Here is a 25,439-nt window from a genome sequence, read left to right on the forward strand (position 1 = left end):
CCGGATCAGTAGCGCATTCCGTAGGAGTAGATGTTGTTGACCCAGCTCAGTGGGGTGGTCGAGATACCTGAAGAGGGGTTCCGTGCGTGGACGACCTGCCCACCACCGAGGTAGATGGCGACGTGGTAAAACGACGCGCCACCGTTGCTGGTGGAGAACACCAGGTCACCGCGCTTGAGCTGGTTCAGCGGAACCTTGGTGCCGTTTCCGCGGGCCTGCTGCGACGAGGTGCGCGGCAGTGAGATGCCGCTTTGGGAAAAGGCCTTCTGGGTGAAGCTTGAGCAATCCCAGGCCTTGGGGCCGTTGGCGCCGTAGACGTAGTAGTTGCTGTTATCGGAGGCGGTCCCCATAGCCCAGGCGATAGCTGACTCCTTGGAGGAACCGGAGGAAGACTGAGCGGCCTCGGCTGCGGCCTTCTCCTTCGCCTGCTTTTCGGCTGCGGCCTTCTCTTGTTGACGCTTTACCGCGGCCCTCTTGTCAGCGGCGGCCTGTGCCTTGGCCTGGGCTGCTGCTTGTGCCTTTTTATTTGCGGAGGCCTGTGCTCGGACTGCTGCGTCGTGGGCCTTCTGGTCGGCAGCGGCCTGCGCCGCGTCGGCACTGGCCTTCTGAGCTGCCGCCTGCTCCCGTTCCCGCTTCTCAGCGGTGGCCTTCTTCTGCGCGGCCGTGGGCCCGGACTTCGAGGAGGAAACGGCTGCCGGCTTGGGCTCCGACGTCTCGGTGTTGGCTGGCTCTTGAGGGGCTTCCTTCACCGGGGAGGGGGCCGATGCGGCGACCGGCTTCGGTTCGGCAACCGGGGCCGGGGCCTCGGCAGCCACCGAGGCCTGGCTGGACTTCTTGGCCTTCGGCTGGGGTGCCGGCGCCAAGGACGTCTTGCCCGTTGCCTGCTCGGGCACTGCCGCCGGAGCAGCGGCCAGGGCCTGTGGTTCTTCGGCCGGTTCCTCCGGCGCGGGCTTGGCCGGCGCGGCGGCGATTTCGGTCTGGAGGGCCTCTTCGCGTTGGGCATCCTCCATCGCGGTGATGCGCTTGGCTTCATCGGCGCGTTCGGTGTCGCGGAGGTAGGCGAGCTGGTCGATGAGTTCGCTGCGCAGCTCCTTCTGGTCAGTCACGCGGTCGGCGTAGGCTATGCGGGTTCGCTCGGCGGCCTGCAGGGCCGTCTCGTTCGCATCGGCAGCGTCGGTGGCGGCGGTCTCGGCCGCGTCGGCGTAGTTCTGCCAGTCGGCCCACAGGGAAGCCGCCTCCTGGGCGGTGGTGAGCGTATTCGACCGGTTGGTGGCCAGCGTGTTCATCGTCGCGGCCTTGTACAACACGTCATTGTTCTCGGAATCGTTCACCAGCGACGTGATGCCGGAGTTGACCCCGCCGTTGCGGTAGAGGTCGCTGGCCAGTTGCCCGACCTGCTTCTTCACCGAGTCGTAGTACTTGGTGGCCCTGGCTGCTTCAGTGCGGGCCGCGTCGGCCGCCTCGTTGCGCTTGGCCAGGGTTTGGGAGGTCGTTTCGTAGGCGTCCTGGTCGTTGGCCGCGGAGGCCTCGGCATCCGTCAGATCCCGCGTCGAATCTCCGATGAGGTCCTCAATGCTGGAGACCATGGCCTTCAAGGCTGCGGGGTCCTTCTTGGCGGCGGTGACCTCGGCCTTGGAAGGCAGGGTGCGGGCCGTGGGGACGGCCTTGGCGAACGTGTTGCCGAAGGCGGAGCTGTTGATGGTCGTCTCGACCGGTGCAGCCGTTGCTGCGCCCCCGGTCATCAGGGTTCCCCCGATCAAGGCGACCGTGCACGTGGCTACGCCCAGAAATTGGCCCTTGGCCATATCGAATCCTCACTGCGAGTGGTGAACCGAATCGAGTCTCAAACGCCACCCTTCGGGGCGTGCGTCAGGTCACGGTTCGGTTACTGCTTCACCCGAGACTAGAGGAGAACAGGTAACAGTGGCAACACGAGTCACGCCATCATCATAAATAACATCAGTGTCATTTCGTTGCAGATTTCACGGCGTTGCGCAAATTAGTGGCCAGTTGGGACATTTTCTTGGCTCGCGAGGAGGTCTCGATCAGCCCCAGCCCAGCTGGTGGAGTGTCTCGTCGTCGATGCCGAAATGATGCGCGATCTCGTGCACCATCGTGATCTGGACTTCGGCGATGACCTCCGCGCGAGACGAGCAGGCCGCTAAAGTGTCCTCCTGGAAGATGATGATCTTGTCCGGCAAGGCCCCGGCGCCCCAACCGTCATCGCGTTCGGTGAGGGGGACGCCGTCGTATAGTCCCAGCAGTGAGGTCTCTGGGTCCTCATTCGGCAGTGGGATGTACTTGTCCTCGATGAAAACGACCACATTGTCCATCATGTCCAGCAGGCGTTCCGGAATGTTGTCCAGCGCCTCGGAGGCGGCGTTCTCGAAATCTTCATTCGACATGCTGTAGGCCATGAGGTGACTCTATCCACTGCGTCCTGCCCGTGGTCGGGGCGCGGTTTTGCACGAGGCGAAAGGTGCCTTATAGTTGATGACGTCGCTGAAGGACTCTGATGTTCTTCAGCCGTCCGGCCCCCATCGTCTAGCGGCCTAGGACACCGCCCTTTCACGGCGGCGGCACGGGTTCGAATCCCGTTGGGGGTACCAGCAGGTCCTGATTTCACCAGTATGAAATCATCTGGTATTATTTAGGACTTGTGAAGCGAGGGTCAAACCTTGTGAAACTAGGCCCTGTAGCGCAGCTGGTTAGCGCGCCGCCCTGTCACGGCGGAGGTCGCGGGTTCAAGTCCCGTCAGGGTCGCTTTGGTTTTCCTTTTTGATGGAAGATCACGGTGATCATCGCCTAGATGATGCCAGGCTCTGTAGCTCAGTTGGTAGAGCGTTCGACTGAAAATCGAAAGGTCACCGGATCGACGCCGGTCGGAGCCACCAGCTAGAACCCCTCGGGTATCCCGGGGGGTTTTCTGCATCCGCTCCTTGCGCCGCTGACGGTAGGCTGGATACGGGTCCGTGCGCTTCGAATGAAAGGCCGTCACCGATGAACCAGCCCGAGCAGACCTCCGCGCAGCCGGCGGCAACGGGAACGACGACGATCACCGATACCGCGGCTGCCAAGGTCGCGGCCAGTGCCGCCCGAAGCGTCGTCGGCGTGCATTCACTTGGTGTTGGTTCCAGCCGGGCTATGGGGGCACTCCGTGGCGCTGTCGGCGCCGGGGACGTGGCGCAGGGAGTCACCGCGGAAGTTGGTCAGGCCGAGGTGGCCGTGGACATCACCCTGACCGCCGAGCATGGCCGTCCACTGCAACAGATCGCCGAAGAAGTACGGGCTGCGGTCTACACGGCCGTCGAAGCGCTGACCGGATTGCAGGTGATCGAAGTGAATATCGAAATCGCCGATGTACGCTCCGCCGAAGCCGCCGGGCCGGCCGCCGCCGGCCCTGCAGTACCCGAAATGCCCTCGAGGGCGCCCACCACCGGCTCCGGGTCCACCGATGACCCCGACACCCCCGAAAGGCTGGAGCAGCCATGAATCCCACAGCGCTTGGCCTCGCCGTCGCCGCAGTCCTCGGCTGGGCCGCCCTGACCCATGGTTTCGGGGGTTTCCTGCTGATGGCCGTCTTCTTGGCCGTCGGCTCACTGGTCGGACGCTTCCTCGACGGCCGTTTAGATATGCGCCGGGTCCGTGACGCCCTGACCGGTCGGCGTTCCTCATCGTGAGTGATCAGAGCACCAGAGCAGGGCGGAACCTCCTCGCCGGGCACACGCGCATCAGCACGCAGGCCTTGACCAGTTCCGCGCGGATCATCGCCTCCGAAGTCTTCGACGTCCAGCCCGGCAGCATCAAGGTCTCGCTGAATGACGAGTTCGGGGCGCTGGCACTACGGCTGAGTTTGCCCCTGCCCATTGCCCCGCTGGCCTATGACCGGCCCGAGAAGCCGGACGCCTCGGAGTCGGTCATGGACCGCGCCCGCGATGCCAGGTCCATACTGCGCGACCGGTTTGTGGAACTGACCGGCTCTCATGTCAGCCGCGTAGACGTCCGGGTCACCGGCGTCGTCCTGCGCAGAAGGAGGACGTCATGAACGACGAGGAACGCCGCAAACTCCAGTCCCACGAATTGCATAGCGCCCGATCGACGGCCTCCATCATCGCCGCAGTACTGGTGACGGCGATCTGCCTCTACTTCATGTTCGAGGCGGCGCTGAAGTCGCTGGGTCAGGAGGTGTGGATCCGTTCTCCGGGCGAATGGGGTGACTGGCTGACCCGCCTTCCGGAGTCGGCCAACCCCCTGGTGCTGGCCGCCGGCTCGCTGGTGGTGTTGGCCCTGGGGTTGTTCTTCCTGCTCCATGGGGTGCTGCCCGGACGTCGAGCCCGGCACGCGATCCCCAACGACCGGGCGATCGTGGTCATCGACGATGGGGTGCTGGCTTCCACGCTGGCCCGCCGGGCTCGAACTCAAGCCGGCGTGGCCCCCGAACAGGTCGTGGTGATCGTCAGCCGCAACCACGTCGACGTCCAACTGCGCCCCACCTCTGGTATCGGCATCGACGCCGCGGCAGTCCACGCTGCCGTCCAGGACGAACTGGAGGCCAATAGGATCGACCCGTTCCCCGATGTGAAGATCCAGATTGCCGAGACGGGGGTGGTTGGACAATGAATCGGACCCCACGGGCCACCAACCGCATCGTGCTCACCTTCCTGGGCCTGCTCATGACCGGGGTGGGTATACACGGTCTGCTTTTGGCAGGTATTCCCGCCTACGCCGCCGGATGGCGTGGACTCGCCGATGAGATGCGGGGTGGTTTCATGCAACTACTGGATAACACCACCCTGGACGGTCAGCGTGACTCCTGGTTATGGATCGTCGTCTCGGTGGTGATGATCGCTTTGATCCTGTTGATGATCTGGTGGGTCGCCGTCCAGGGGCAGGGCAAAACCGGGATCTTTGCCCGCGAATACCGTGAGGAAGGAACCCGTGGCGTGGTCGAACTCGCCGCGGCTGTTCCCGAACAAGCCTTTAAGGCCTCCCTCGCGGGGCGGTCGGATCTGGTGTCGATATCGGTGACGTCGTGGGCCTCGCCACGTTCCAGTGCCGGACTGCGGATCAAGGTCCAACCCCGCCTCGGAGCCGCGCCCTACCGGATTGCCGAAGACCTCTCGGCGCTGGCCGTTGATTTGGACGGGGTTCTGGGCGCCAGCGGCCCGGTGGTCATCCACCTGGCCACCGGCGCCCGCACCCGTATGTCACGGGCCGAACGGGTCCGCTGACTTACTGCTCGGGCACCAGCCATAGCGCGGCGTCGGGTGAGAGCAGGCCGTGCTCGGTGCGGACTGCCGGGCCACTAGCTGCCAGCACCGACATCCCCGCGGGAACCTCCACCGGCTTGGTACCCAAGTTGGCCAGGACCTGCAGGGGGCCATTGGTGTAGGAGAGCACACCCTCGGCCGGGTCATTGGCCGGCGCCCAGTCCAACCGGCCGCGTCCCAATTCCCGTTCGGCACGCTGCGAGAGCAGCGAACGGTACAGCTCGAAGGCCGAACCTTCCACACCGACCTGTTGGTCAGCCGCGTAGCGGCCGTAGCTCTCCGGCTGAGGCAACCACGGGTCGGCGGCAGTGGATTCCTGGGTTCCGGCGTCGTTCCTCACGGCGGAGAAGCCCAATCCCGGCTCGTCCGCGGCCCACGGCATGGGGATCCGGCAACCGTCACGGCCACGTTCGGCCCCCTGGGTGCGGAAGAAGCTGGGGTCCTGGCGCAGTTCATCGGCCAGCGTGGTGTGTTCGGGCAACGTCAACTCATCGCCCTGGTAGATGTACGCGGAACCGGGAAGGGCGAACATGATCAGGGCAGCGGCCCGACCTCGGGCGGCGCCCAGGGCCTCGTCGGGCTGTTCGTCCTGGGCGGCGATGCCCTTGGGGAACGAGGTGGGATCGGTCAGGCCGAAGCGGGAGCAATGGCGCACGGTGTCGTGGTTGGAGAGCACCCAGGTCGGCGGGGCAGCCACGACGGCCGCCTCGGCCAGGGTCTCGGTCACGTTCTCCACGATGTTTTGCGCGTTCCATCCGGCCAGCAGGAAGCCGAAGTTGAAGGCCTGCTGCATTTCGCCCTCACGGACGTAACGGAAGATCCGCTCCATCGGCTCGACCCAGGCTTCGGCGACCATCATGCGATCGCCGTCGTACTCGGCGAGCACGGCATTCCACTCCTCGTAGATCGCGTGGACGCCCTCCTGATCGAAATACGGTGGGGTGGCCTGTGCCGCGGCCTCTTCGTTGCCCTGCACCATGCTGACCTTCTCCGACCAGTCGGGCAGGCCTTCGGCCTTGACCATGCCGTGGGCAACATCGACCCGGAAGCCATCCACCCCGCGGTCCAGCCAGAAACGCAGGACGGAGCGCATCTCGGCGTGGACCTCTTCGTTATCCCAGTTCAAATCGGGCTGCTTGGTATCGAAAAGGTGCAGATACCACTGGCCCGGGCTGCCGTCGGCGTTGGTAGTGCGGGTCCATGCCGGTCCGCCGAATAATGACTGCCAGTTATTGGGTTCCACGTCGCCTGCGGGGCCCTGGCCGTCGCGGAAGATATAGCGGTCCCGTTCGGGGGAGCCGGGGGATGCGGCGAGGGCCTGCTGGAACCACAGATGTTCGTCCGAGGTGTGGTTGGGCACCAGGTCCACAATGATGCGGATGTCCTCGGCATGGGCCCGGGCCAACATGTCGTCGAAGTCCTCCAGCGTGCCGAACAGGGGGTCGACCTGGCGGTAATCGGCGACGTCATAGCCGGCATCGGCCTGCGGTGACTGATAGAAGGGGGAGAGCCAGACGGCGTTCACGCCCAGGTCCTTCAGATACCCGATCTTGGAGGCCACTCCGCGCAGGTCGCCCATGCCGTTGGCGTCGGCATCGGCGAAGGAGCGGGGATACACCTGATAGATGACCGCATCCTGCCACCAGGGGACGTGCTGGGCGTGCTTGGACATGGAACTCCTCAGTGGGTCTCTGCCGGGATCGGGGCAGTGGGTATCAGGAACAAATGAATCGCCCCCAGCCTAGTGCAAGCGGTTCCAGGCTCCGCCGGCATTTCGACGGCACAGGGCGCTGCCAGAACACAGTGATCGATCAATCTTCGGTGAGTACTCGTCGGCAGGCGGCGAGGGCATGCCTAGAGCATGAGGGGATCGTGCCCGAAAATGGTGGCTTGAATGCGATCCTCGATCTGTAGGAAAACAGACGTCGACGGGGCCGGAGTAAAGATGGCCGCATTTCCTTGGTGGAAGAGCCGCTGGTGACCTACCGTCCCGCCATTGAAGTAGGCGATGTCTTCTGGCTCGGAATCGGCACCCGCGCTCGTCAGGGTCCAGGAGAACCAGGGTTCGTCCCAAAGTGAGCGCATGGCTTCGTTGGATCCTTCCGGTGGTCTCCGGTCGCCCCGCCAGCCACGCGCCAGATCATCAACGGGCAAAGGGGCGGGCTCCAGCTGGAGGTTCCAGGCTGGTTGCAATCCCACCCAGCGGGCCATGAGTGTGGAGAGCATGGTCAGTGGCACCAGTTGGAGGTTGAAGTGCTCGGGAGAGGGGCGCGGAACGGGCTCCTCGCCTAGGTTGCGGTGATATCCGGGTTCCACAAGAAGCAGGGCGGTGGGCCCGTATGTCCAGGCTTGGAACCAGCATTCGCCGCCGGTATCGAAACCGGTGATGCGGTACGAAGACTGCGGGTCAGTCAAGTGGGCGCCTATCATTTCCCCCACATCAGTCAGCCTGGTTCCCTTGACGAGCTCGAGTGCATCTAGCTCGTCGAGTTGTTCGGAGTGCTCCGCTTTGTTCAATGCTCCGAGACGGAGGCCGTCCGACAGCGAAGTGAGAGTGTCTATGGTTCTCCCATGGACCCATACGCCGTCGAATTCGAAGGGCTGTGCTCCGGCGAGGCCGGCGATCTTTTCAACGTCGTGGCCGAAAACAGCGGAGGCTACTGGGTCGACCGCCCCTGGGGGCAAGGAGGCCGGCCGGGCCGTGGCTTCGTTCTCCGTGGGCTGCCGGTTCAATCGTACGGTGGCAACAATTTCGCTCAGGAGAGGCCCGGCCGACTGCCAGTGGTTCACCGCCGTTGATGCCGTCACTTGTATGGCTAGTCCGGCTTCGATGAACAGGAACTCCGTGCTCAATAGACTGAGGCCTCGGCTTGGGGAGAGTTGTGTGTATGCGACGGCGCGTCCAGCCAATGCCTCGGCCGGGGTCAGCTCGATCCCTGCGGCGAGTCCAGGAGCACGGGTCCACCCTCGGATGTCGATGAACTGTGGGGCTGCGGTTCCCTCCATGACTCCATCGACAACGCGACGCATGAAGTCGGCGATGCTGCCGTCGAATGGATTCGCCGTGACCACGATCGTCGGAGCGAAAGACTCTTTGGGGGAAGGAAGATACGCCAGCAACTCGTATTCGGGACGCTCCGGACCGGTGAGCCATTCTGGAGGCAGATCCAGGCTGATGATTCCTGTTCGGCCTATTGCGGTGGTCATGCGCGGTAGTCCTCCTCGGGCTGGGGCGTAAAGGGCGTATTTCCGCAATCGGCGTCGGTCTGAGCGTGTAGGACCTCGGAACACCGGTGGATATCCTTGAGCTTCTTGCCCTTCGTCTTCGAATTCACTTCTCTTCTGACGGCAGCGATTTCATCCTCCGTCCAGGGGTTGGTCTGACGCGTTCCCCCGGACTGCCCCCACGACTTGTACCAGCGGGGGCTCAGCTGCAACGGCCACCACGCGAACGAAAGAATGACGAAGACCCAAGGAACGAAGAAGAGTCCCCAAACAGACACTCGGACCTGCTCCCAGCCAAGCAGTTCAGCCGGCAGGGAGAGCGTAGCGATCCATAAAGAGGTGGCGGCGGCAGCGAACATGAACGGCCAGGTATTACGGGCCGAGATTTGGAATGGAATGCCCGGGGCGAGGACCCAACTTCGCCACCTGCCGTTGAGGGCCCGACGTGCGATGGTGGTGGGCACCCAGCACATGAAAAGGACGACGGCGACGAAGACCCAGTAGAGCGGATTGAGCAGCAGGTAGGCGTTGTTGTCGTCAAACATCCTTGATTCTTTCAGTTGGAAAGTTCCGTACCGAGCCTACTAGCCCCATCCAAAAACCTTCCCGACGCCCTTCAGGGCCACGCTGCCGACTTCCTTGGCGGTATTGCCGATATCCTCCCCGATGTTCTCGACGGCTTCAGCCGTGTCCCCCAGGGCCTTGGTGGCACCGCCCTGGCGCCAGTCGTTTATGAATTCTCCGACACCCTTGCCGATCTTTCCGCCGACCCATTCGCCGGCCAAACCACCAACGAATCCGCCCACGGCAGCGCCGACGCCCGGAATGGGGATCAAAGCCTGTCCCGCGGCGGCTCCAAGGGCTCGCCCTGCGACGCCGCCCGCGATCTTGCCCGCGGTTTCGGCTGTCCCTTCGAATCCTGCTGAAATGCCGGCCTCCTTTCGGAGGTCCGCCATGGAGGCATTCGGGTCGTTCCGTTGTGCCTCTTCAAAGTTGCGTGAGTAGGAGTCGGAGTAGGTCATGCCTACATCGAGAATGCCCGCTGCCGGTCCCGCCAATTTGCCCAGGCGGCTGTTGCCGAGCTTCTTCAATCCCTTGCTGGCCTTGTCGAACTTCTTCAAGGCCTTGTCGGCGCGCCCAGGCTTACGGTGCCCTGTCAGGTATCCGTCGAACTTCGTTCTCCCGTGGGAGTTGGATTTCCAGTTGAACCGTCGGTTGTTCTGGGTGGCAAAGCCGCCCCGATTTCGACCCAGCGTGTTGGAGAGCCTGTCCCGGACCGCGGCGGGGAGCATCATCATCAGACCCGGGCGGGCGGTGACATCTCCCCAAACCTTGACATTATCAGTAAATTTAAGATATCGATTGTCGGCCCACTTGATGAGCGCTTTCCTGTTCGTCTGGAAAAAGCCGTCGGGGTCCCCGCCCAGCTTGCCCTCGACGAGATACTTCTTGAGCGTGGGGTTGCCGTCAAAAGCGAATTCCGATAAGGATTTTTCGTTAAGGTCCCAGGAGAATTTGATGCGGCCGCGGTCGTTGACTTTGAGGTCGGCCAAACGATCGACGTTCGTATTCACCATGTTGTATGAATTTTTGAATGCGGTCAGTGCCTTGCCGCCCGTGGCGATCTTGTCGGCGATCGGGTCCACACCTGCGGGGCTGGCAGCACGGATCGCATCGACACAGGTATCCACGTATCCCTCGTAGTCGTTTTTGGCCGTTTCCAGCAACCCGGTTATTCGCTGGTGCTCGGCGATGGTCCGAGTGGTGGGGAGTGTCTCGCCGGCTGCCTGTGCAGCTGCCTGCTCAGAGTCGGTATGAGGAGTCGTGGGAAGGGAGTTGAAGCCTTCAACATCCGATTTCAGGTTCGAGTGCCTGGTCTCAAACCCCTCGATGCTGTCCGCGAAGGCGTCGGTCGCGGATTTGACGTCGTTGATGCCGATGACGACGGCCTCCGCGATAGGCAGGATCTCCTTGACGAAGCCGTTGTTCACGGTCTCGTCGCTTGGGTAGGTAGCCGCCGTGGCCAGCTTGTTCCAATGCGCCGTCGTATTGGAGTACGTGGTATCGATCGTGGTGCCCTTGGCGTCGAAAGTACGCCCGGCCGAGCGGATTTCTTCTGCACTGGGCAAGGTGGTGGGTAGGTATTTCGTCAGATCGATGCCGGAGACGGGCGTGCTGCCTGGTGCCGTCACCAATCGTACCCCTCGCCTTCTGAACCATTACTGTCCTTGCCCCCGTGGGTGTTCGCCGCGGAGGTGGCAGAGGTCGTGGAGGACGAGCGGCTTGGATCGTAGGCAGGAAGATCGTCGATACTCTCGACCGCGGATTTGATGCTCCCGCGTTCGGCGAAACTGCCGGCGCCTTCCATTTTGCTGTCGGCGTCGATGAAAGCAGAAATGATCGAGTCGGCGGCGTCCAGCAGATTTCCCCCGTGATTAACAAAAGTGACGGTCCATGGCTTCAAGAACCCGGTGAAATTCTCTCGGAGGGCGTCGTTGATCTTGCTTTCTTCCACCGCATCGGCGAGTAGTTCGCCGGCCTCTTCGATCAGCCCTTCGTGACCATGCAGGTCGTCGAATTCACTGCGTGCGCTGGACGCCGCGGACCGAGCCGCAGCAACGTCGATCTTGTATTTGGTCATCTCTACCTCCTCGATATAAGAGCGTAGATGACCGGGGGACGCCATGCGATGGGGAGAACTCCCCATGGGGTGTGCCCGGGGCGGGAGTGGGGTCAGTTGGCGCGGGCCAGCTGACGGACCTTCAGCCATCTGTTGGTCAGGCGGCGGTAGGCGGCGGCCGCGCCGAGCATGTCCTGTTCGGCCAAGGACTCGATACCGTGCCGCAGGTCCTGGGCAGAGTCATCGGGCCACACATGTTCGGCGATCGGGCCGTAATCCAATTCGATGATCGAGTCCTCGTGGAAGAGGTGCAGCCATTCATCTAAGGCGGTGAGTTCATCCAGGATCTCCAGTTCCGGTGCGTGGATGGCCAGCGAGGCCGCTGCATGCCGGGTGCGCTCCAGGACTTGGACGGCCGGGGCGCTGAGCCGCACCGTTAACAAGGTCGTGCCGTCCTCTTCGATCTCATAATGGTCCTCATCGGTGATCAGGATGAACCACCCCAAGGGGATGCCCCACGTGGCACTGCGGGTATGCAGCGAGGCGAGGTCCTCGGCAAAGGTTTCCGGCGCGATGCGGGCGGCATTCGCCCCCCGGGCCGCGTCGGGGACGAGGAGTTCCAAAAGGGCCGGGCGCATGCTGGAATCGAGTTGCTCCGCGGCCACCGTCGCCCGGGCCGGTAACTGGTCGGGGCAGTAGTACGGGGCCGTCAGCCCGTCTGCCCCGGGGTAGTGCAGTTCCCGGTATCGCTCGGCCTGTTCCCGGGGGAAGGGGTCGGGGACACCGCGGGTCAACCGTTCCAGGGCTTCGGTAGCGGCGCGTTCTTCGAATGCGGCGCGCCCCACTCCACGTTGCGCGGCAATAGCTAGTTGAGCGTCGTCGTCGTAGGCACGCAGTGGTTCGAAGACCCGCAGATACGACGTCGGTGGAAGCCGACGCCGCGCCTGTGTCCCCGCCTGTGTCATCTAGTCCAACTCCACGACCACGGGGGCATGGTCGGAGGCACCCTTGCCCTTGCGTTCCTCGCGGTCGATCCAGGCGTCGGCCACTCGCTGGGCCAGCGCCGGGGAAGCCAAGGTGAAGTCGATGCGCATGCCCTCCTTCTTGGGGAAGCGCAGCTTCGTGTAGTCCCAGTAGGTATACACCCCCGGCCCGGGGGTGTGCGGGCGGACGACGTCGGAGAAGCCGGCCTCCAGAAAAGCCTCGAAGGCTGCTCGCTCGGGACGTGAGACGTGGGTCAACTCCTTCTCACGGAAATAGTCGATATCCCAGACGTCTTCATCCAACGGGGCGATATTCCAGTCGCCCATCAGGGCGATCTGTGCCTGGGGATCATCAGCGATCCAGCGGGCGGCGTTCTCCTTGAGCTGGCGCAGCCACTCGAGCTTATAGGGCATGTGTTCGTCCTCCAGGGCGCGGCCGTTGGGGACATAGAGGCTCCAGATACGCACCCCGTTGCAGGTCGCGCCGATGGCCCGCGCCTCCTGGACCGGGTCCTTGCCGCCCTTGCCGAAGGTGGGTTGTTCGGAGAATGTCCGCTCGACGTCATCGAGCCCGACGCGGGAGGCGATGGCCACCCCGTTCCACTGGCTGAAGCCGAAGTGGGCGACTTCGTAGCCGTTGTTCTCGAACAGTTCCCACGGGAAATTTTCGTCCTTGCATTTGGTCTCCTGGATGGCCAGCACGTCGGCATCGGTGCGGCGCAGCCAGTCTTCCACGCGGTCGGCGCGGGCTCGGAGGGAGTTCACATTCCACGTAGCAATCTTCACGACTCCAACCTATCAATCTGAGGGCGGTCCGGGTGCAGGGGTTGACGGACGGAAAACGAGGTGCTTTGGTTAGTTACATGACTAATGAACCAACTAACGGGGGGTGAGCAGGATGGACGACTCCAAGCCGATCTTCATCCAGCTCGCCGAGGAGATCGAGGGCCGCATCCTCGAAGGCACCTACCCGGAGGGGACCCAAGTCCCCTCGACCAACGAATTCGCGGCCTTCATGCGCATCAACCCGGCGACCGCCGGTAAAGGACTGAACCGGCTCGTTGACGCCGGCATCCTACAAAAAAGAAGAGGTATCGGCATGTTCGTAGCCACCGGGGCCCTCGACCGGCTCATGTCCGCCCGACGCGAAGCCTTCGGGGACCAGTTCCTCTCACCCCTCATCCACGAGGCCGCACGACTGGGCATCGACTCCGACGAACTCATTGCGATGATCGGCCAACGTGCCGCCGTCGCGGGAAAGTGAGAACACATCATGGGTCTCGCTATTGAAACCACCGACCTGACGAAGGTCTACCGGCACACCGCAGCGCTGGAGAACGTCAGTTTCGGCATCGAAAAGAACACCATCTGTGGCCTGCTGGGCCGCAATGGCGCCGGGAAGACGACCTTGATGTCCATCCTGGCTGGACAGGAACTCAAAACCTCGGGCCGGGCCCGGGTGTTGGGGGCGGAACCCTTCGAGAACGCCGCGGTACTGGCTCAACTCAGCTTTGCCCGCGAGAACCAGAAATACCCCGAGGAATTCAAGGTCTCCCACGTGCTGCGCGCAGCTCCTTGGTTCTATGCCGGCTGGGACGCCACTTTTGCCCAACGCCTGGTCGGAGAATTTCGGCTGCCCCTCAAAACGCCGATCAAGAAGCTCTCCCGCGGGCAACTCTCCGCAGTGGCCATCGTCGTGGGGCTGGCCTCCCGGGCACCGGTCACTTTTTTCGACGAGCCCTACCTCGGGCTCGACGCGACGGCACGTGGAATTTTCTACGACCTGCTCCTTGAGGACTACATGGAGCATCCACGCACCATCCTCATGTCCACGCACTTGATTGACGAGGCGGCGAACCTCCTGGAACACGTCGTGGTTCTACAAAATGGCCGGAAGATCCTGGACTCCTCCGTGGAGGAGGCCACCGCTTCGGCGTTCACCCTCTCGGGTACTGCGTCCGCCGTCGCCGAGGCGGCCGGAGATCGGCAAGTCCTGCGCACCCAGGCCCTGGGAGGCCTGCGCTCGGTGACGATCGAAGGCGCCCCCGACGAGCGTCTCTACGCCGATGCCCACGCCAGCGGACTAGAGGTTGGCCCGGTGACCCTGCAGGAACTCGTGGCAGCCCACGGGCTCCTTGAGAGCGGGGAGTCGGCCGCCGCGGCCCCACCAGCAAAGAAGATCCAGGCCGAGGCCAAGGAGGCCCTCCGATGAGCATGACCCAGCCGCGCCCCGTGGCGGGCGCACCGTCCACGCAGTCCACCCCGGTCACGCAGCGACCCGTCGGGCCCCTGATGAAGATCGTGCGCCTGCACTTCGCCGATCCGCAGCGCATGATCGGTGTCCCGCTGTTCATCTTCGGCAGTGTCATCGTCCTGTGCATCGTCATCATGGCACTGTTGCGCAACTTCGTCCCGGCAACCCCTGCCGAACTCTCCGAGGGGTTCCGCTACAACCAGGCAACCCTGTGGTGCTTCGCCGGCTACTTCGTGAGCATCGGCGTCATGGCCTACGCCCGAACCATGCCCTTCGCCCTGGGGATGGGGTCCACGCGGCGACAATACTTTGCGGGCACCTGCCTCGCGCTCTTGCTGGAGTCGGCGTTCATCGGGGTGACGATGACCGTGCTGCTGGCGTTGGAGAAGGCCACCGGTCACTGGTTCAACGGGGCCCGCGTCTTTGACGTCGTGGCCACCGGCGACGGCAACTACCTGAGCACCTTCCTGATGGGGTTCGGACTCAGTGCCGCGATGCTGTTCATCGGGGCGATGTTCGCCGTCGTGTTCCTGCGCTGGAACCAGAAGGGCGTCATCGCGGTCATCTTCGGCACGGTGGCGGTCCTGCTGGCACTGCTCTGGCTGCTCCTGACGGCGGGAGTGAACCCGTTCCTCTGGTTCGAGGGGGCGACCTTCGCGAAGATCGCGCTGGTCATGATCCTGGTGGCCCTCATCAGTGCCGTCGGGAGTTGGATGGTGCTCCGCCGGGCGCCGGTGGGCCAGTAAGCCGCTGGCGGGCGGGGGTTCCCTAGAAATTCCTAGGATGTCCGAGTACCTTGGAGTTCGGGTGATCTGGACCATGGTCGAATGCGCCAGGTCCGGGTCAACGAACTGCCACCTGCCGCTGGGCCGGACGAAGACCGTCGCACCAGCGCCGCACCGCCGGAAGGACAACCATGAGCGACGCCCCCACCGAACCCGAGGTCCTGTTCGAGGTCCGAGGAGCGCTGGGCATCATCACCCTGAACCGACCGCGAGCCGTCAACGCGCTCACCCACGGCATGGTCGAAGCCGCCCTGGACCAACTCACCGCATGGAGCGACGACGACTCGGTAGCTTGCGTCATGATCACCGGCGCCGGTGACCGTGGGCTCTGCGCCGGTGGCGACATCGTGGCCATCTACCGTGACATCCCCGAAGGCGGGGCCGGTACCGCCGCCTTCTGGCGCACCGAATACCGGCTCAACGCGCTGATCAGCAACTACCCCAAACCCTTTATCGCCTTCATGGACGGTCTGGTCCTTGGCGGGGGGGTGGGCATCTCGGCCCACGGTAGTCACCGGATCGTCACCGAACGGACCCGCAGCGGAATGCCCGAAACGACCATCGGCTTCGTCCCCGACGTCGGAGGGCTCTACCTGCTCTCCCGGGCACCGGGGGAGGCCGGCACCCATGCTGCGCTGACCAGCTCCCACCTCGACGCGGCCGACGCCCTGTTCCTGGGGTTGGCCGATACCTACGTCCCCTCGACGAAACTTGCCGACGTCGCGACGGCGCTCGAAGCCGTCCGCCGGGCAGAGGACGTCGACCGAATCATCGAACAGTTCGCCGAGACGGCTCCCGATTCGGCGCTCGCCGGCCAATCCACCTGGATGGCCAAGGACTATGCCGGGGACTCGATCGAACGGATCCTCGGTCGGCTACGCGTCCGTGGAGGCCACGGTGCCGAAGCTGCCGAACTGATTGCCGCGAAGTCACCGACGGCGGTGAAAACCACGCTGGCGGCCTTGCGCCGGGCCGCCGGGCTCTCAAGCCTGGAGGAGGCGCTGGACCAGGACTACCGGGTCGGCGCACGCATGCTCGCCTCCCATGACTTCCTGGAGGGCATCCGCGCCCAGGTCATCGACAAGGACCGGCAGCCGAAGTGGAGCCCGGCGAACTTCGAACAGATCAGCCCGGAAATGATCCGAGACTACTTCGAGCCGCTCGGCCCGGACGAACAAGGCGGTGAGCTCGGCCTCGCCACCGACGCGAAGGAGCGTGCATGATGACCACGGAAACCGGAACGATTGCCTTTCTCGGGCTCGGACACATGGGCGCCCCCATGGCGAAGAACCTGGTGGAAGCCGGCTACGACGTCCGTGCCTTCGACGTGGTCCCTGCCGCCGTCGAGGCCATTGCCGCCTCCGGGGTGCCGACCGCGCCCTCTGCGATGGAGGCCGTACGCGGCGCATCGGTGGTCCTGACCATGTTCCCCGGCGGGCAGCAACTACTGGACGCCTACCGTGGTGTCGACGGCCCGGGTCTGCTCGAATCAGTCGGCCCCGACACGCTGTTCCTGGACTGCTCGACCATCAACGTTGACGATGCCCGCGAAGCCGCCGGCCTCGCCGTGGAAGCCGGGCATCGCAGCGTCGATGCCCCGGTCTCCGGGGGTGTGGTCGGTGCCGAGGCCGGCACCTTGACGTTCATGATCGGGGCCCTGGAAGCCGACCTGGAATCGGTTCGCCCGCTGCTGGAGGTCATGGGCGGGAAACTCGTTCATTGCGGGGACCACGGCGCCGGGCAGGCGGCCAAGGTCTGCAACAACATGATTCTCGGTGTGAGCATGATCGCCGCCTCGGAGGCCTTCGTCCTGGGTGAGAAACTGGGCTTGAGCCACCAGGCACTCTATGACGTCGTCTCGACGGCCTCGGGCCAATGCTGGGCCGTGACCACCAACTGCCCGGTCCCCGGCCCAGTGCCGACCAGCCCGGCAAACCGCGACTACGAACCCGGATTTGCGGGGGCGCTGATGGCCAAGGACCTCGGTCTGGCCATGAGCGCCATCGAGAGCACCGGAGTCGCCGCCGAGCTGGGGCCGATGGCCGCGCACATTTATGAACGATTCCGCGATGAGGGCGGTGCCGGTCGCGACTTCTCCGGCATCATCACCGAGATCCGCGACCGCTCCCAGCGGGCTGACTGACCGCAGGTCACGAACCCGGCGATAGCGGCCCTCGGACATCAGGTGTCGGGGGTCGTTTCCTCGTCGAAGTCACCGGCATCGCGGCGGAACCTGCCGAGGATCTCGATCAACTCGTTGACGTCCGGGGTCGACATTCCCGGATCGGAGAACACCACGGAGTTCAGTTGTGCCGTCGATTGCGCCGCCACGTCCCGACCCCGCTCGGTCAGCGAGACCAGGGTTGTCCGCCCGTCGGTGGGATGCGGGCTGCGTTCGACGAAGCCGGCACGTTCGAGCCGATCCACCGCGTTGGTGACCGAGGTCGGGTGGACCTGCAACAGGGCGCTGACCTTGACCATGGGAAGCGAGCCGGTGCGGGAGAACCACAACAGGGCCAATAATTCGTAGCGGGCGAAGGTCAACCCGAAGGGTTTGACGACGGCTTCGCAACGGTGCAGCAGGATCTGCTGGGCACGCATGATCGCCGTGAAGGCGGCCATCGGGGCCGCCTCGGCTGTCCACCCTTGGCCTTCCCAGTTGCGCTGGGCCGCGGCGATGGGGTCGAAGGACAGGGGAGGCTTCATCCCCGCCCCTTCAGGGACGGGAAGTCGGTATCGGCGTATTCGACGCCCAGGCCCGTGGGTGGGGTGCCCGAACCGTGGCGCAGTTCTTCGTTCCTGCGCAGTTCAACCCGGCGGATCTTCCCCGAGATGGTTTTGGGCAGTTCCGCGAATTCCAGCCGGCGGATCCGTTTGAACGCCGGAAGATGCTCGCGGCAATATCCCAAGATATCCTCCGCCGTCCTGGCGTCTGCCGGGTAACCGGCCGCCAGGACCACGTAGGCCTTGGGCACGTTGAGTTTCATCGCTTCCGGTGAGGGCACGACGGCGGCTTCGGCGACCGCGGGATGCTCAATGAGCACCGACTCCAGCTCGAAGGGGCTGAGCCGGTAGTCGCTGGATTTGAAGACGTCATCGCCGCGGCCGACGTAGGTGAGAATGCCGCGGCCATCCCGTTCGGCAACATCTCCGGTGTGGTAATAGCCGTCGCGGAAGGCGGCGGCCGTCTTCTCTTCGTCACCGTAATAGGCCTTCATCAAGCCCAGCGGCCGGGGGTCCAGCCGCAGGCAGATTTCGCCGAGATCGCCTTCTTCGCCGGTGGCCTGATCGACCAGAACGACGTCGTATCCCGGCAGAGGGGTGCCCATGGCGCCGATTTTCATCGGCTGTCCGGGACAGTTGGCGATCTGCACGGTGGTTTCGGTTTGGCCGAAACCATCCCTGATCTGTTGGCCCCACGCGCGGTACACCTGGTCGATGACTTCGGCGTTGAGCGGCTCACCGGCGGAGACGACCTTGGTCGGTGGGGTCGTCAGTCGGGTCAGATCCGCCTGGATGAGCAGGCGCCAGACCGTGGGTGGGGCGCAGAAGCTGGTGACCTTCTCGGCTGCCATTTGATCCATCAGGGCTGCCGGGTCGAATTTATCGTAGTTGTAGATGAAGACGGTCGCCTCGGCGATCCACGGGGTGAAGACATTCGACCACGCATGCTTGGCCCAGCCGGGGGACGCAACATTGAGGTGTACGTCGCCGGGTTCCAAACCGATCCAGTACATCGTCGAGAGGTGCCCTACCGGGTAGGAGGTGTGCGTATGCTCCACGAGCTTGGCCTTCGACGTGGTCCCTGAGGTGAAGTACAGCAGCAGGGTCTCGTCTCCGCGGGTGGTCACGTCGGGGGTGAACACTGTCGGGGCGGCGGTGGAATCGGAGTAGGAGAGAACCTGGGTGCTGGCCGCGGGGGTTTGCCCGGAGGTGTCCCCCACGGAGATCAACCGATAGTCCCCGGGCACGTCGGCGAATTTGGGCAGATCGGTGGTGCCGGCGATGGCCCAGCTGGCACCTCCACGTTCCACACGGTCAGCTAGATCGGCCGGGCCCATCTGGGTGGTGGTCGGGATCATGACAATGCCCAGCTTGATCGCTGCCAGCATGATCTCCCACAATTCCACCTGGTTGCCGAGCATCAGGATCGCCTTATCGCCGCGGGAGAACCCCACACTGCGCATCCAGTTGGCGACCTGGCTTGAACGGGCGGATAGTTCGGCCCAGCTCCTGCGGGTGGAGGAGCCGTCCTTCTCGACGATGATCAAGGCCGGGGCGTCAGCCCGCTCCGTGGTGGCGGCGACGGCGTCGAACCAATCCAGTCCGAAGTTGAACTCGGCGAACTCAGGCCAACGGAATTCCTGCTGGGCCGTGGCATGGTCGCCCCGCAGGGAGACGAGTCGGTCGCGGGCTTCACGGAACTGGTCGGTGACGGTCATGTCCCACCTTTCGTCGGGGCGCCGGGGCCATCCCGACGTGGCGTTCCACAAAATATACGTGGACATCCTACTGTTTGGAAGGGGTGTGGCCGATCCGCCGCTTAGTCGGCGCCGGGAGTCCACCAATCGTCGAGAAGTGACACGGGGGTGGTGCGTTTATGACGGCTACGCAGGAACCGGATCTCGATCGCCTCGGCGACGGCCTCCGACACCGGACGCCCCTCAAGGTAGTCGTCGATATCGTTATAGGCCAGGCCCAGTTCGTCCTCGTCGGTACGCAGCGGGGTCCCGTCCAACAGATCCGCCGTCGGCGGTTTGGCCCAGAGCCGTTCGGCGGCCCCCAGCTGGCGGAGCAGCTGGCGGTTCTGGCGTTTATTCAGGCCGTAGAGCGGCAGGATATCGGCCCCTCCGTCACCAAATTTCGTGAAGAACCCGGTGACCGATTCGGCGGCATGGTCGGTGCCAATGACCAGATGCCCGTGCTGGCCGGCCAGCGCGTATTGGGCGGTCATCCGCAGGCGGGCCTTGATATTGCCCTTATTGAAGTCGCTGATCGTTTCGCCGGTGGTCGTCTCATATTGAGCGGCGAGGGCGTCCACACCCGGTTTGATGTCATATGTCCAGGCGGTCTTGGGAGCAATGAATTCCATGGCCGCTGCGGCGTCGTCTTCATCGGTCTGGGTGCCGTAGGGCAGGCGGACGGCCACAAAATCCAGCTCTGACCCGTCCGCCGCCGCGGCGTCGACGGCCAACTGGGCCAACCGCCCGGCGAGGGTGGAGTCCAAGCCTCCCGAAATGCCCAGCACGAAGCCTTCCGTGCCCGTTGCCGCCAGGTAATCCCGCAGGAACGCCACCCGCCGGGTGATCTCTTCTTCCGGGTCGATGGTGGCCTTGACGCCCATTTCACTGATGATCCGTGCCTGCAAATCGCGCATGCCATCAGCCTAGCCTGCCGTCGTTGTGCACCCGCCGTGGCGTTTCGCCGCCGAACCGGCACCGGATGGGGAATAGTAGGTGCGGTAAGGCGTACCACCTGCGTGAGGAAAGCGGTCATGGAACCCATCCGCCCGGAGCACCCCGCTCCGGACCGAGTGCTCATCCACCTGAGCGACACCCATGTTCGAGGCGGGGGCCATCTTCTGGCCGACACGCTGGACAGCATCGGACGACTCCGTTCGCTGGTGGACCGGCTGGAGGCCTCCGGGGTGCGCCCCGACGCCCTCGTGGTCACCGGAGACCTGGCCGATAAGGGGGAACCCGACGCCTACGCCACCCTGCGGTCCATCCTGGAACCGGCTGCCGAACGGTTGGGGACCCGGATCATCTGGGCCGCCGGCAACCATGATGACCGGTCGAACCTGCGTACCGAACTGCTCGGCGAGCCGGCAGGCACCACCCCGTTGGACCACGTCTCCTGGCTGGGCGGGCTACGCCTGATCACCCTGGATACCACGGTTCCCGGCTCCCACCATGGGCACCTTGAAGATACCCAGTTGCGGTGGCTCGAAGCCGAATTGGCCACCCCGGCCCCCGACGGGACCATCCTGTCCATGCATCACCCGCCGATCGCCAGCGTCCAACCACTGGCGATCCTGGTGGAACTACGGGGGCAAGCGCGGCTGGCCGAGGTGTTGGCCGGCAGCGATGTGCGCGCCATTCTGGCCGGGCACCTGCACTACTCGACGTTCGGGACCTTTGCAGGAATCCCTGTTTCGGTGGCCTCGGCGAGCTGTTACACCCAGGACCTGGCGGCACGAGCCGATCCGGTGCGCGGGATTCATACCACTCGCGGACGCGACGAGGCCCAAGGCTACAACCTGGTGCACGTGCTCCCCGAGACGGTGGTGCATTCGGTGGTCCCGGTGGCCAGCGGTGTCAGTGTCGGGGATGTCGTGGAACCTGAAGAGGTGGCCGCGATTCTGCGTGAACACGGGATCGACCCCGATACCGTGGGCCGGAGCCCCCACTCCATCGGCGCGCCCGCCCCCGGGGACGACGGCGGTGCCCCGGCGGAGCGGGATACTATCGGTCGGTCTGGGCCACCTCCCACGGGGCGGCCAGCGGGAAGTAGGCCTGCAGGAAGTCGGTAACGACTTCCTGGCGTTCCTTGGCCGGGACTTCGGGGAAGGACCCGTCGTTGAGGCAGAAGAAGTCCTGGTTGCGTTTCTTCAACAGTTTGCGCAGCGCGTCCAGACCCGAGTACATGGTGGTGTCCACATACTTCACCTTCGCCTTCTCCTTGGTGACGGCCCGGCCGGTCAGCAACGCGTAGTAGTGGTAGAGCGAATTGGTGACCGAGATGTTGTCCTTGGCGCGGAACCTGCTGGCGGCCGTTGCCGCGAACTCCTCGGAGAAGACCTCTTCGAGCTCCTTGAGCACGCTGCGGCGCAAGGGGGCAGCGGTGTGCTCCAGATGGCGGGTGGTGATGCGCCCGAACCGGTCGTTGAGCAGCCGCCGGTTCACCCGGGCCGAATTCTCGAAACCCGAACGGTCCAGATGGTTATCACCCAAGCCGATCCGGGTTCCTGCCTCGATGAACTTGGTGATCCCGCCGGGGGAGAAGAACATATCGGGTCCTAGCGGGCGACCCACGAACATATCGTCGTTGGAGTACAGGAAGTGCTCCGAGAGCCCATCGATATGCTGCAGCTGGGACTCCACGGCCTGCGAGTTGAACGTGGGCAGCACCGAGGGGTCGCGGAAATGATCGGGGGCCCGCACCACCGAGATGCGTGGATGGTCGGCATCCAACCAGGCGGGGACGGGAGAGTCCGTGGCGATATAGACATGCCTGACCCAGGGGGCGAACATGTAGACGCTGCGCAGGGCATACTTCAGCTCATCGATCTGCCGGTAGCGGGCCTCTGAATCGTCTCCCTCGCCGACCACGACCCCGTCCATGAAGGAGGCGCGATAGCGCTGGTGCTCGGGGTCGTTGCCATCGACCCAGGAGAAGACCATATCGATCGGGAAGGAAATATCCGCTGCATGGTCGGCGAACATGTTCTCGATGGTCGGCCACTCACGGCCGTACCGGTGGACCGTCCCACGGACTGCTTCCTCCGCCGGCAGCGTGGCCCGGGTCAACGAATTCTCCATGGGCAGATGCAGCAGCCCCGGATCCTTCCACTGCCATAATTCGATCTGCACCCCCGTGGACGCACCGAAAGCCAGCCCGCCAACAGGTTCGATCCGCGGACGGTAGAGCCGGTACATCCTGGCTTTCGGCTTCTCGGCCAACGCGCCATCGGCCACCAGCAGGGATTTGCCCTTGCGGGTATCAACGGCCAGCGAATAGAACGGTTCGTCCTGGCAGGCAGCCACGAGGGCGGCGCGCATCGCCTTGCGTTCATCCCAGGAGACGGCGATCACCGGGCGGGCATCGTTGCCACGCACCAGCAGGTAGGCCACCGAAGCGGCATCGAGGACGTCGCGGATGAACAGCAGATCGGTCACCATCGCCTCATGCGGGGTGATCGTCGAATTCACCAGGGCATAACGGCCGTCCGACCGCAGGATGTCGGTGCGCTCCATGAACCGGGCGATTGCCGCCGCCGAGGTGACTTCCCTGACCGGGGAGGCTGCGCCATCGTCCTCCGGGGTCCCGTGGAAAACCTCATCGGGATGCGGGGCCGTCCGGGTGGCCTCGAGTGGGTCGGTGGCGGGATCGGTTGGGTTCATGCGCGCTCCGCCTCGGACCAGCCGAGGTTGGTGGCCATGCGTTGCAGCGTCGCGATGGTTGTTTCGTACTGCTCCTGCGTGACTCCGGCGCTGGAGCGTTCCCGCATGCCCTCGACCAGCTCGGTGAGCCGTTCCAGACTGATGGTGCCGCGGTCGGTCAGGGTGTAGGCATCGCCCTCCTGAGAGACCCACCCGGATTCCAGCAGTTCGCTCAGATGCTCTGCCGGCGAGGCCGGCTCACCTTCGGGGGAGACCTCGTCGAAGAACGGGGCCAGGGCCAACATCAGTTCCTCCGAGGTATGGGATTTTGCCCCCAAGAGGTTCAGGAGCTGCCATTGCCGGCGCGTGACGCCGTGCTCCTCCAGAGAGGTGGCGAACTGCTCGGAAATGAGTGAGTCCACCAGCTTGAGCCAGTATCCGATCGGTCGTTGAGCGTTCATGGTTTCACCCTAGCTCGGGACGGGGCGGCTGTCGCGTCATCGGCGCGGACGTGACCTGCGAGGTCGAACGGGTCCTAGAATGAAGTCCATGACCCCGAACAACCACGCCCGCGCCCGCCTGCTCGAACTCATCACCGAACTCGCCGTGGTCCGCGGCCAGGTCATTCTTTCCTCCGGCAAGGAGGCCGACTACTACATCGACCTACGCCGCATCACCCTGCACCACGAGGCGGCACCGCTGGTTGGTGAGGTCATGCTCGATCTGCTCGATGATGCGGGCATCGACTTCGCCCATGCCGGTGGTCTCACCATGGGGGCCGACCCCGTGGGGACCGCCGTGATGCACGCGGCAGGGCAGGCCGGCCGCGCAGTGGATGCGTTCGTGGTCCGCAAGGCGCAGAAGTCCTACGGGATGGGCCGCCAGGTGGAGGGCCCCGAGGTGTCGGGGCGCAACGTCGTGGTCCTGGAGGACACCTCCACCACCGGCGGTTCGGCACTGACAGCCGTCGAAGGCGTCCGGGCAGCCGGCGGCCACGTCGTGGCCGTCGCCGTGATCGTGGACCGGGATACCGGGTCGAAGGAACGCATCGAGGCCGAGGCCGGAGTTCCCTACCTCTTCGCTTACGGCAAGGAAGAGCTCGGCCTCTAATCCGGGTGGGCTTCCGGCTCCCCGGTCGGGCTGGCGGGATCTGAATCGGGGGTGGGCCCGGTCCCGGCATGCGCGGTGGTGAAACCCTCGGGGTTCGCCGCACGGATGATGGTCTGCTGGACCAACGGAATCCGTACGCCTGCTGCATCGAGGTCGGTTTTGAGCTGGGTCCGCATCGCCCGGGCCACCGCCCACTGCTGCAGGGGTCGGGTGCGGAAGACCAGCCGAATGGTGATGGACTCCCCACTGAGATCCTGCACGCCCCAGATTTCGGGATCGTCCAGGATTTCGTGGGACCACTTCGGGTCGGCCTGGAGTTTTTGTGCGGAGGCGAGGATCAGGTCGTTGACCTCGGGCATCTTCGAATCGTAGGGGACCGGGATATCCAGGACCGCGCGGGCCCACCCCTGGGAGAAGTTGCCGACACGCAGGATTTCGCCGTTGCGGACGTGCCAGAGGCTGCCATCGACGTCACGGACCTGGGTAATGCGCAAGCCCACGGCTTCGACCTCGCCGGAGGCCTCGCCGAGGTCCACGTAGTCGCCGATGCCGAACTGGTCCTCGGCGACCAGGAAGATCCCCGAGAGGTAGTCCTTCACCAACGCCTGGGCACCGAAACCCAACGCAACACCGACGACGCCGGCACTGGCCAGGACCGGGGCCATGTTGATGCCGATCTGGGAGAGCACGGTCAGCAGCACCACCGCGGTAATGACGATTGTGGTCACCGAGCGCAGGACCGAACCGACGGTCTGGGCACGCTGCGTCCGCCGGGCCACGGCGATCGGGGATTCCTGCACCAGCCAGCGTCGCCCGTTCTTCTCTGACTTCCGCTGTTCCTTCGATAATGCTGCGGCCTCACCGGCGGCAATATGCTCGGTGGTTCTGCGGATGACACGGCGGATGATGTAGTTCAACAGCACGCCGATGACGATGACGATCGCGACCTTCAGCGGGCGGTCCAACCAGAAGGACCAGTCCAAAAGGGGAGAAGCGTCGGTGGTGGGAGCAAGGGAAAACGACAAGGGCATGTGTCGAAACTAGGGGCTTTCCTCGGGGTGGGGCAAGCTGAAGCGGGCCAGAGGTGAGC

Annotated in this window: 27 protein-coding genes and 3 tRNA genes; 15 read left to right on the plus strand and 15 right to left on the minus strand. The window is 64.3% G+C overall.

Annotation, left to right across the window (positions count from 1 at the left end):
* Nucleotides 1-5: 5 nt before the first annotated feature.
* Entirely contained in the window at nt 6-1,805 is a 1,800-nt protein-coding gene (locus tag CIK75_RS08730; protein ID WP_096223689.1) for a C40 family peptidase, read from the minus strand.
* A 240-nt stretch (nt 1,806-2,045) separates the two neighbouring features.
* Nucleotides 2,046-2,417 (minus strand): metallopeptidase family protein, encoded by a 372-nt coding sequence (locus CIK75_RS08735; RefSeq protein ID WP_096223690.1) that lies wholly within the window; start codon nt 2,415-2,417, stop codon nt 2,046-2,048.
* 116 nt (nt 2,418-2,533) lie between these two features.
* Here CIK75_RS08735 and CIK75_RS08740 point away from each other — a divergent pair.
* The 8 genes from CIK75_RS08740 (at nt 2,534) to CIK75_RS08775 (ending at nt 5,231) form a co-directional block, all read left to right on the plus strand.
* Nucleotides 2,534-2,609, plus strand: a tRNA-Glu gene (locus tag CIK75_RS08740).
* A gap of 80 nt (nt 2,610-2,689) precedes the next feature.
* Nucleotides 2,690-2,763: transfer RNA gene (locus tag CIK75_RS08745), tRNA-Asp, on the plus strand.
* A 55-nt stretch (nt 2,764-2,818) separates the two neighbouring features.
* Nucleotides 2,819-2,894, plus strand: a tRNA-Phe gene (locus CIK75_RS08750).
* A gap of 106 nt (nt 2,895-3,000) precedes the next feature.
* Nucleotides 3,001-3,492, plus strand: coding sequence for an Asp23/Gls24 family envelope stress response protein (locus CIK75_RS08755; protein WP_096223691.1), 492 nt, complete (start codon nt 3,001-3,003; stop codon nt 3,490-3,492).
* Nucleotides 3,489-3,680 carry a DUF2273 domain-containing protein gene (locus CIK75_RS08760; protein WP_096223692.1) on the plus strand — a complete coding sequence of 64 codons (192 nt, stop codon included), beginning with the start codon at nt 3,489-3,491 and terminating at the stop codon, nt 3,678-3,680. The genes CIK75_RS08755 and CIK75_RS08760 overlap by 4 nt, the downstream gene beginning before the upstream one ends.
* The gene (locus CIK75_RS08765) at nt 3,677-4,045 is read left to right on the plus strand and encodes a hypothetical protein (protein WP_086997528.1); all 369 of its coding nucleotides are present in this window, start codon (nt 3,677-3,679) and stop codon (nt 4,043-4,045) included. The genes CIK75_RS08760 and CIK75_RS08765 overlap by 4 nt, the downstream gene beginning before the upstream one ends.
* Nucleotides 4,042-4,620, plus strand: coding sequence for a DUF6286 domain-containing protein (locus CIK75_RS08770; RefSeq protein ID WP_096223694.1), 579 nt, complete (start codon nt 4,042-4,044; stop codon nt 4,618-4,620). The genes CIK75_RS08765 and CIK75_RS08770 overlap by 4 nt, the downstream gene beginning before the upstream one ends.
* Entirely contained in the window at nt 4,617-5,231 is a 615-nt protein-coding gene (locus CIK75_RS08775; RefSeq protein ID WP_086997523.1) for a hypothetical protein, read from the plus strand. The genes CIK75_RS08770 and CIK75_RS08775 overlap by 4 nt, the downstream gene beginning before the upstream one ends.
* A 1-nt stretch (nt 5,232) precedes the next feature.
* On the opposite strand, the gene CIK75_RS08780 is transcribed toward CIK75_RS08775, so the two are convergent.
* The 7 genes from CIK75_RS08780 to CIK75_RS08810 form a co-directional block, all read right to left on the minus strand.
* Entirely contained in the window at nt 5,233-6,942 is a 1,710-nt protein-coding gene (locus tag CIK75_RS08780; protein ID WP_241895378.1) for a glycoside hydrolase family 13 protein, read from the minus strand.
* A gap of 182 nt (nt 6,943-7,124) precedes the next feature.
* The gene (locus CIK75_RS08785) at nt 7,125-8,477 is read right to left on the minus strand and encodes a hypothetical protein (protein WP_096223696.1); all 1,353 of its coding nucleotides are present in this window, start codon (nt 8,475-8,477) and stop codon (nt 7,125-7,127) included.
* Nucleotides 8,474-9,040, minus strand: a complete 567-nt coding sequence (locus CIK75_RS08790; protein ID WP_096223698.1) for a hypothetical protein — start codon at nt 9,038-9,040, stop codon at nt 8,474-8,476. The genes CIK75_RS08785 and CIK75_RS08790 overlap by 4 nt, the downstream gene beginning before the upstream one ends.
* A gap of 39 nt (nt 9,041-9,079) precedes the next feature.
* Complete coding sequence (locus CIK75_RS08795; RefSeq protein WP_086997514.1) at nt 9,080-10,687, minus strand: hypothetical protein; 1,608 nt, start codon at nt 10,685-10,687, stop codon at nt 9,080-9,082.
* A complete protein-coding gene (locus CIK75_RS08800; RefSeq protein WP_096223699.1) occupies nt 10,684-11,136 on the minus strand; it encodes a hypothetical protein in 453 nt (150 codons plus the stop codon). Before CIK75_RS08800 ends, CIK75_RS08795 begins: the two co-directional genes overlap by 4 nt.
* Before the next feature lie 92 nt (nt 11,137-11,228).
* Complete coding sequence (locus tag CIK75_RS08805) at nt 11,229-12,080, minus strand: hypothetical protein (protein ID WP_096223701.1); 852 nt, start codon at nt 12,078-12,080, stop codon at nt 11,229-11,231.
* Entirely contained in the window at nt 12,081-12,884 is an 804-nt protein-coding gene (locus CIK75_RS08810; protein WP_096223703.1) for an exodeoxyribonuclease III, read from the minus strand.
* A gap of 112 nt (nt 12,885-12,996) precedes the next feature.
* On the opposite strand from CIK75_RS08810, the gene CIK75_RS08815 reads away from it, so the two are divergent.
* The 5 genes from CIK75_RS08815 (at nt 12,997) to mmsB (ending at nt 17,280) form a co-directional block, all read left to right on the plus strand.
* A complete protein-coding gene (locus CIK75_RS08815; protein ID WP_096223705.1) occupies nt 12,997-13,362 on the plus strand; it encodes a GntR family transcriptional regulator in 366 nt (121 codons plus the stop codon).
* A gap of 9 nt (nt 13,363-13,371) precedes the next feature.
* On the plus strand, nt 13,372-14,310 hold the full coding sequence (locus tag CIK75_RS08820) for an ABC transporter ATP-binding protein (RefSeq protein ID WP_096223707.1): 939 nt from the start codon (nt 13,372-13,374) through the stop codon (nt 14,308-14,310).
* Nucleotides 14,307-15,098, plus strand: coding sequence for a hypothetical protein (locus CIK75_RS08825; protein WP_096223709.1), 792 nt, complete (start codon nt 14,307-14,309; stop codon nt 15,096-15,098). The genes CIK75_RS08820 and CIK75_RS08825 overlap by 4 nt, the downstream gene beginning before the upstream one ends.
* 170 nt (nt 15,099-15,268) lie before the next feature.
* Nucleotides 15,269-16,360, plus strand: a complete 1,092-nt coding sequence (locus tag CIK75_RS08830; RefSeq protein WP_096223711.1) for an enoyl-CoA hydratase/isomerase family protein — start codon at nt 15,269-15,271, stop codon at nt 16,358-16,360.
* The gene (gene mmsB, locus CIK75_RS08835) at nt 16,360-17,280 is read left to right on the plus strand and encodes a 3-hydroxyisobutyrate dehydrogenase (RefSeq protein WP_096224034.1); all 921 of its coding nucleotides are present in this window, start codon (nt 16,360-16,362) and stop codon (nt 17,278-17,280) included. Before CIK75_RS08830 ends, mmsB begins: the two co-directional genes overlap by 1 nt.
* A 38-nt stretch (nt 17,281-17,318) precedes the next feature.
* Here the strand turns inward: mmsB and CIK75_RS08840 are convergent, their stop codons facing one another.
* The 3 genes from CIK75_RS08840 to nadE form a co-directional block, all read right to left on the minus strand.
* The gene (locus CIK75_RS08840) at nt 17,319-17,843 is read right to left on the minus strand and encodes a MarR family transcriptional regulator (RefSeq protein WP_086997488.1); all 525 of its coding nucleotides are present in this window, start codon (nt 17,841-17,843) and stop codon (nt 17,319-17,321) included.
* The gene (locus CIK75_RS08845; RefSeq protein ID WP_096223713.1) at nt 17,840-19,579 is read right to left on the minus strand and encodes an AMP-binding protein; all 1,740 of its coding nucleotides are present in this window, start codon (nt 19,577-19,579) and stop codon (nt 17,840-17,842) included. Before CIK75_RS08845 ends, CIK75_RS08840 begins: the two co-directional genes overlap by 4 nt.
* Before the next feature lie 101 nt (nt 19,580-19,680).
* A complete protein-coding gene (gene nadE / locus CIK75_RS08850) occupies nt 19,681-20,514 on the minus strand; it encodes an ammonia-dependent NAD(+) synthetase (RefSeq protein ID WP_086997483.1) in 834 nt (277 codons plus the stop codon).
* A 117-nt stretch (nt 20,515-20,631) separates the two neighbouring features.
* Here nadE and CIK75_RS08855 point away from each other — a divergent pair, with 117 nt between their 5' ends.
* The gene (locus tag CIK75_RS08855; protein WP_096223716.1) at nt 20,632-21,669 is read left to right on the plus strand and encodes a phosphodiesterase; all 1,038 of its coding nucleotides are present in this window, start codon (nt 20,632-20,634) and stop codon (nt 21,667-21,669) included.
* On the opposite strand, the gene CIK75_RS08860 is transcribed toward CIK75_RS08855, so the two are convergent.
* Together CIK75_RS08860 and CIK75_RS08865 are read right to left on the minus strand one after the other, a co-directional pair.
* Entirely contained in the window at nt 21,602-23,260 is a 1,659-nt protein-coding gene (locus CIK75_RS08860) for a stealth family protein (RefSeq protein WP_096223718.1), read from the minus strand. The genes CIK75_RS08855 and CIK75_RS08860 overlap by 68 nt on opposite strands.
* On the minus strand, nt 23,257-23,700 hold the full coding sequence (locus CIK75_RS08865; RefSeq protein ID WP_096223720.1) for a transcriptional regulator: 444 nt from the start codon (nt 23,698-23,700) through the stop codon (nt 23,257-23,259). Before CIK75_RS08865 ends, CIK75_RS08860 begins: the two co-directional genes overlap by 4 nt.
* An 88-nt stretch (nt 23,701-23,788) precedes the next feature.
* Between CIK75_RS08865 and pyrE the strand changes: the two genes are divergently transcribed.
* On the plus strand, nt 23,789-24,349 hold the full coding sequence (gene pyrE / locus CIK75_RS08870; protein WP_198962421.1) for an orotate phosphoribosyltransferase: 561 nt from the start codon (nt 23,789-23,791) through the stop codon (nt 24,347-24,349).
* Here the strand turns inward: pyrE and CIK75_RS08875 are convergent.
* Nucleotides 24,346-25,380: a mechanosensitive ion channel family protein gene (locus CIK75_RS08875; protein WP_096223724.1), complete on the minus strand. Its 1,035-nt coding sequence runs from the start codon at nt 25,378-25,380 to the stop codon at nt 24,346-24,348. The two genes, pyrE and CIK75_RS08875, sit on opposite strands and share 4 nt — an antisense overlap.
* Nucleotides 25,381-25,439 lie beyond the last annotated feature (59 nt).

The sequence above is a fragment of the Glutamicibacter sp. BW78 genome (genome assembly GCF_002332245.1).
Lineage (GTDB): Bacteria > Actinomycetota > Actinomycetes > Actinomycetales > Micrococcaceae > Arthrobacter_H > Arthrobacter_H rhombi_A.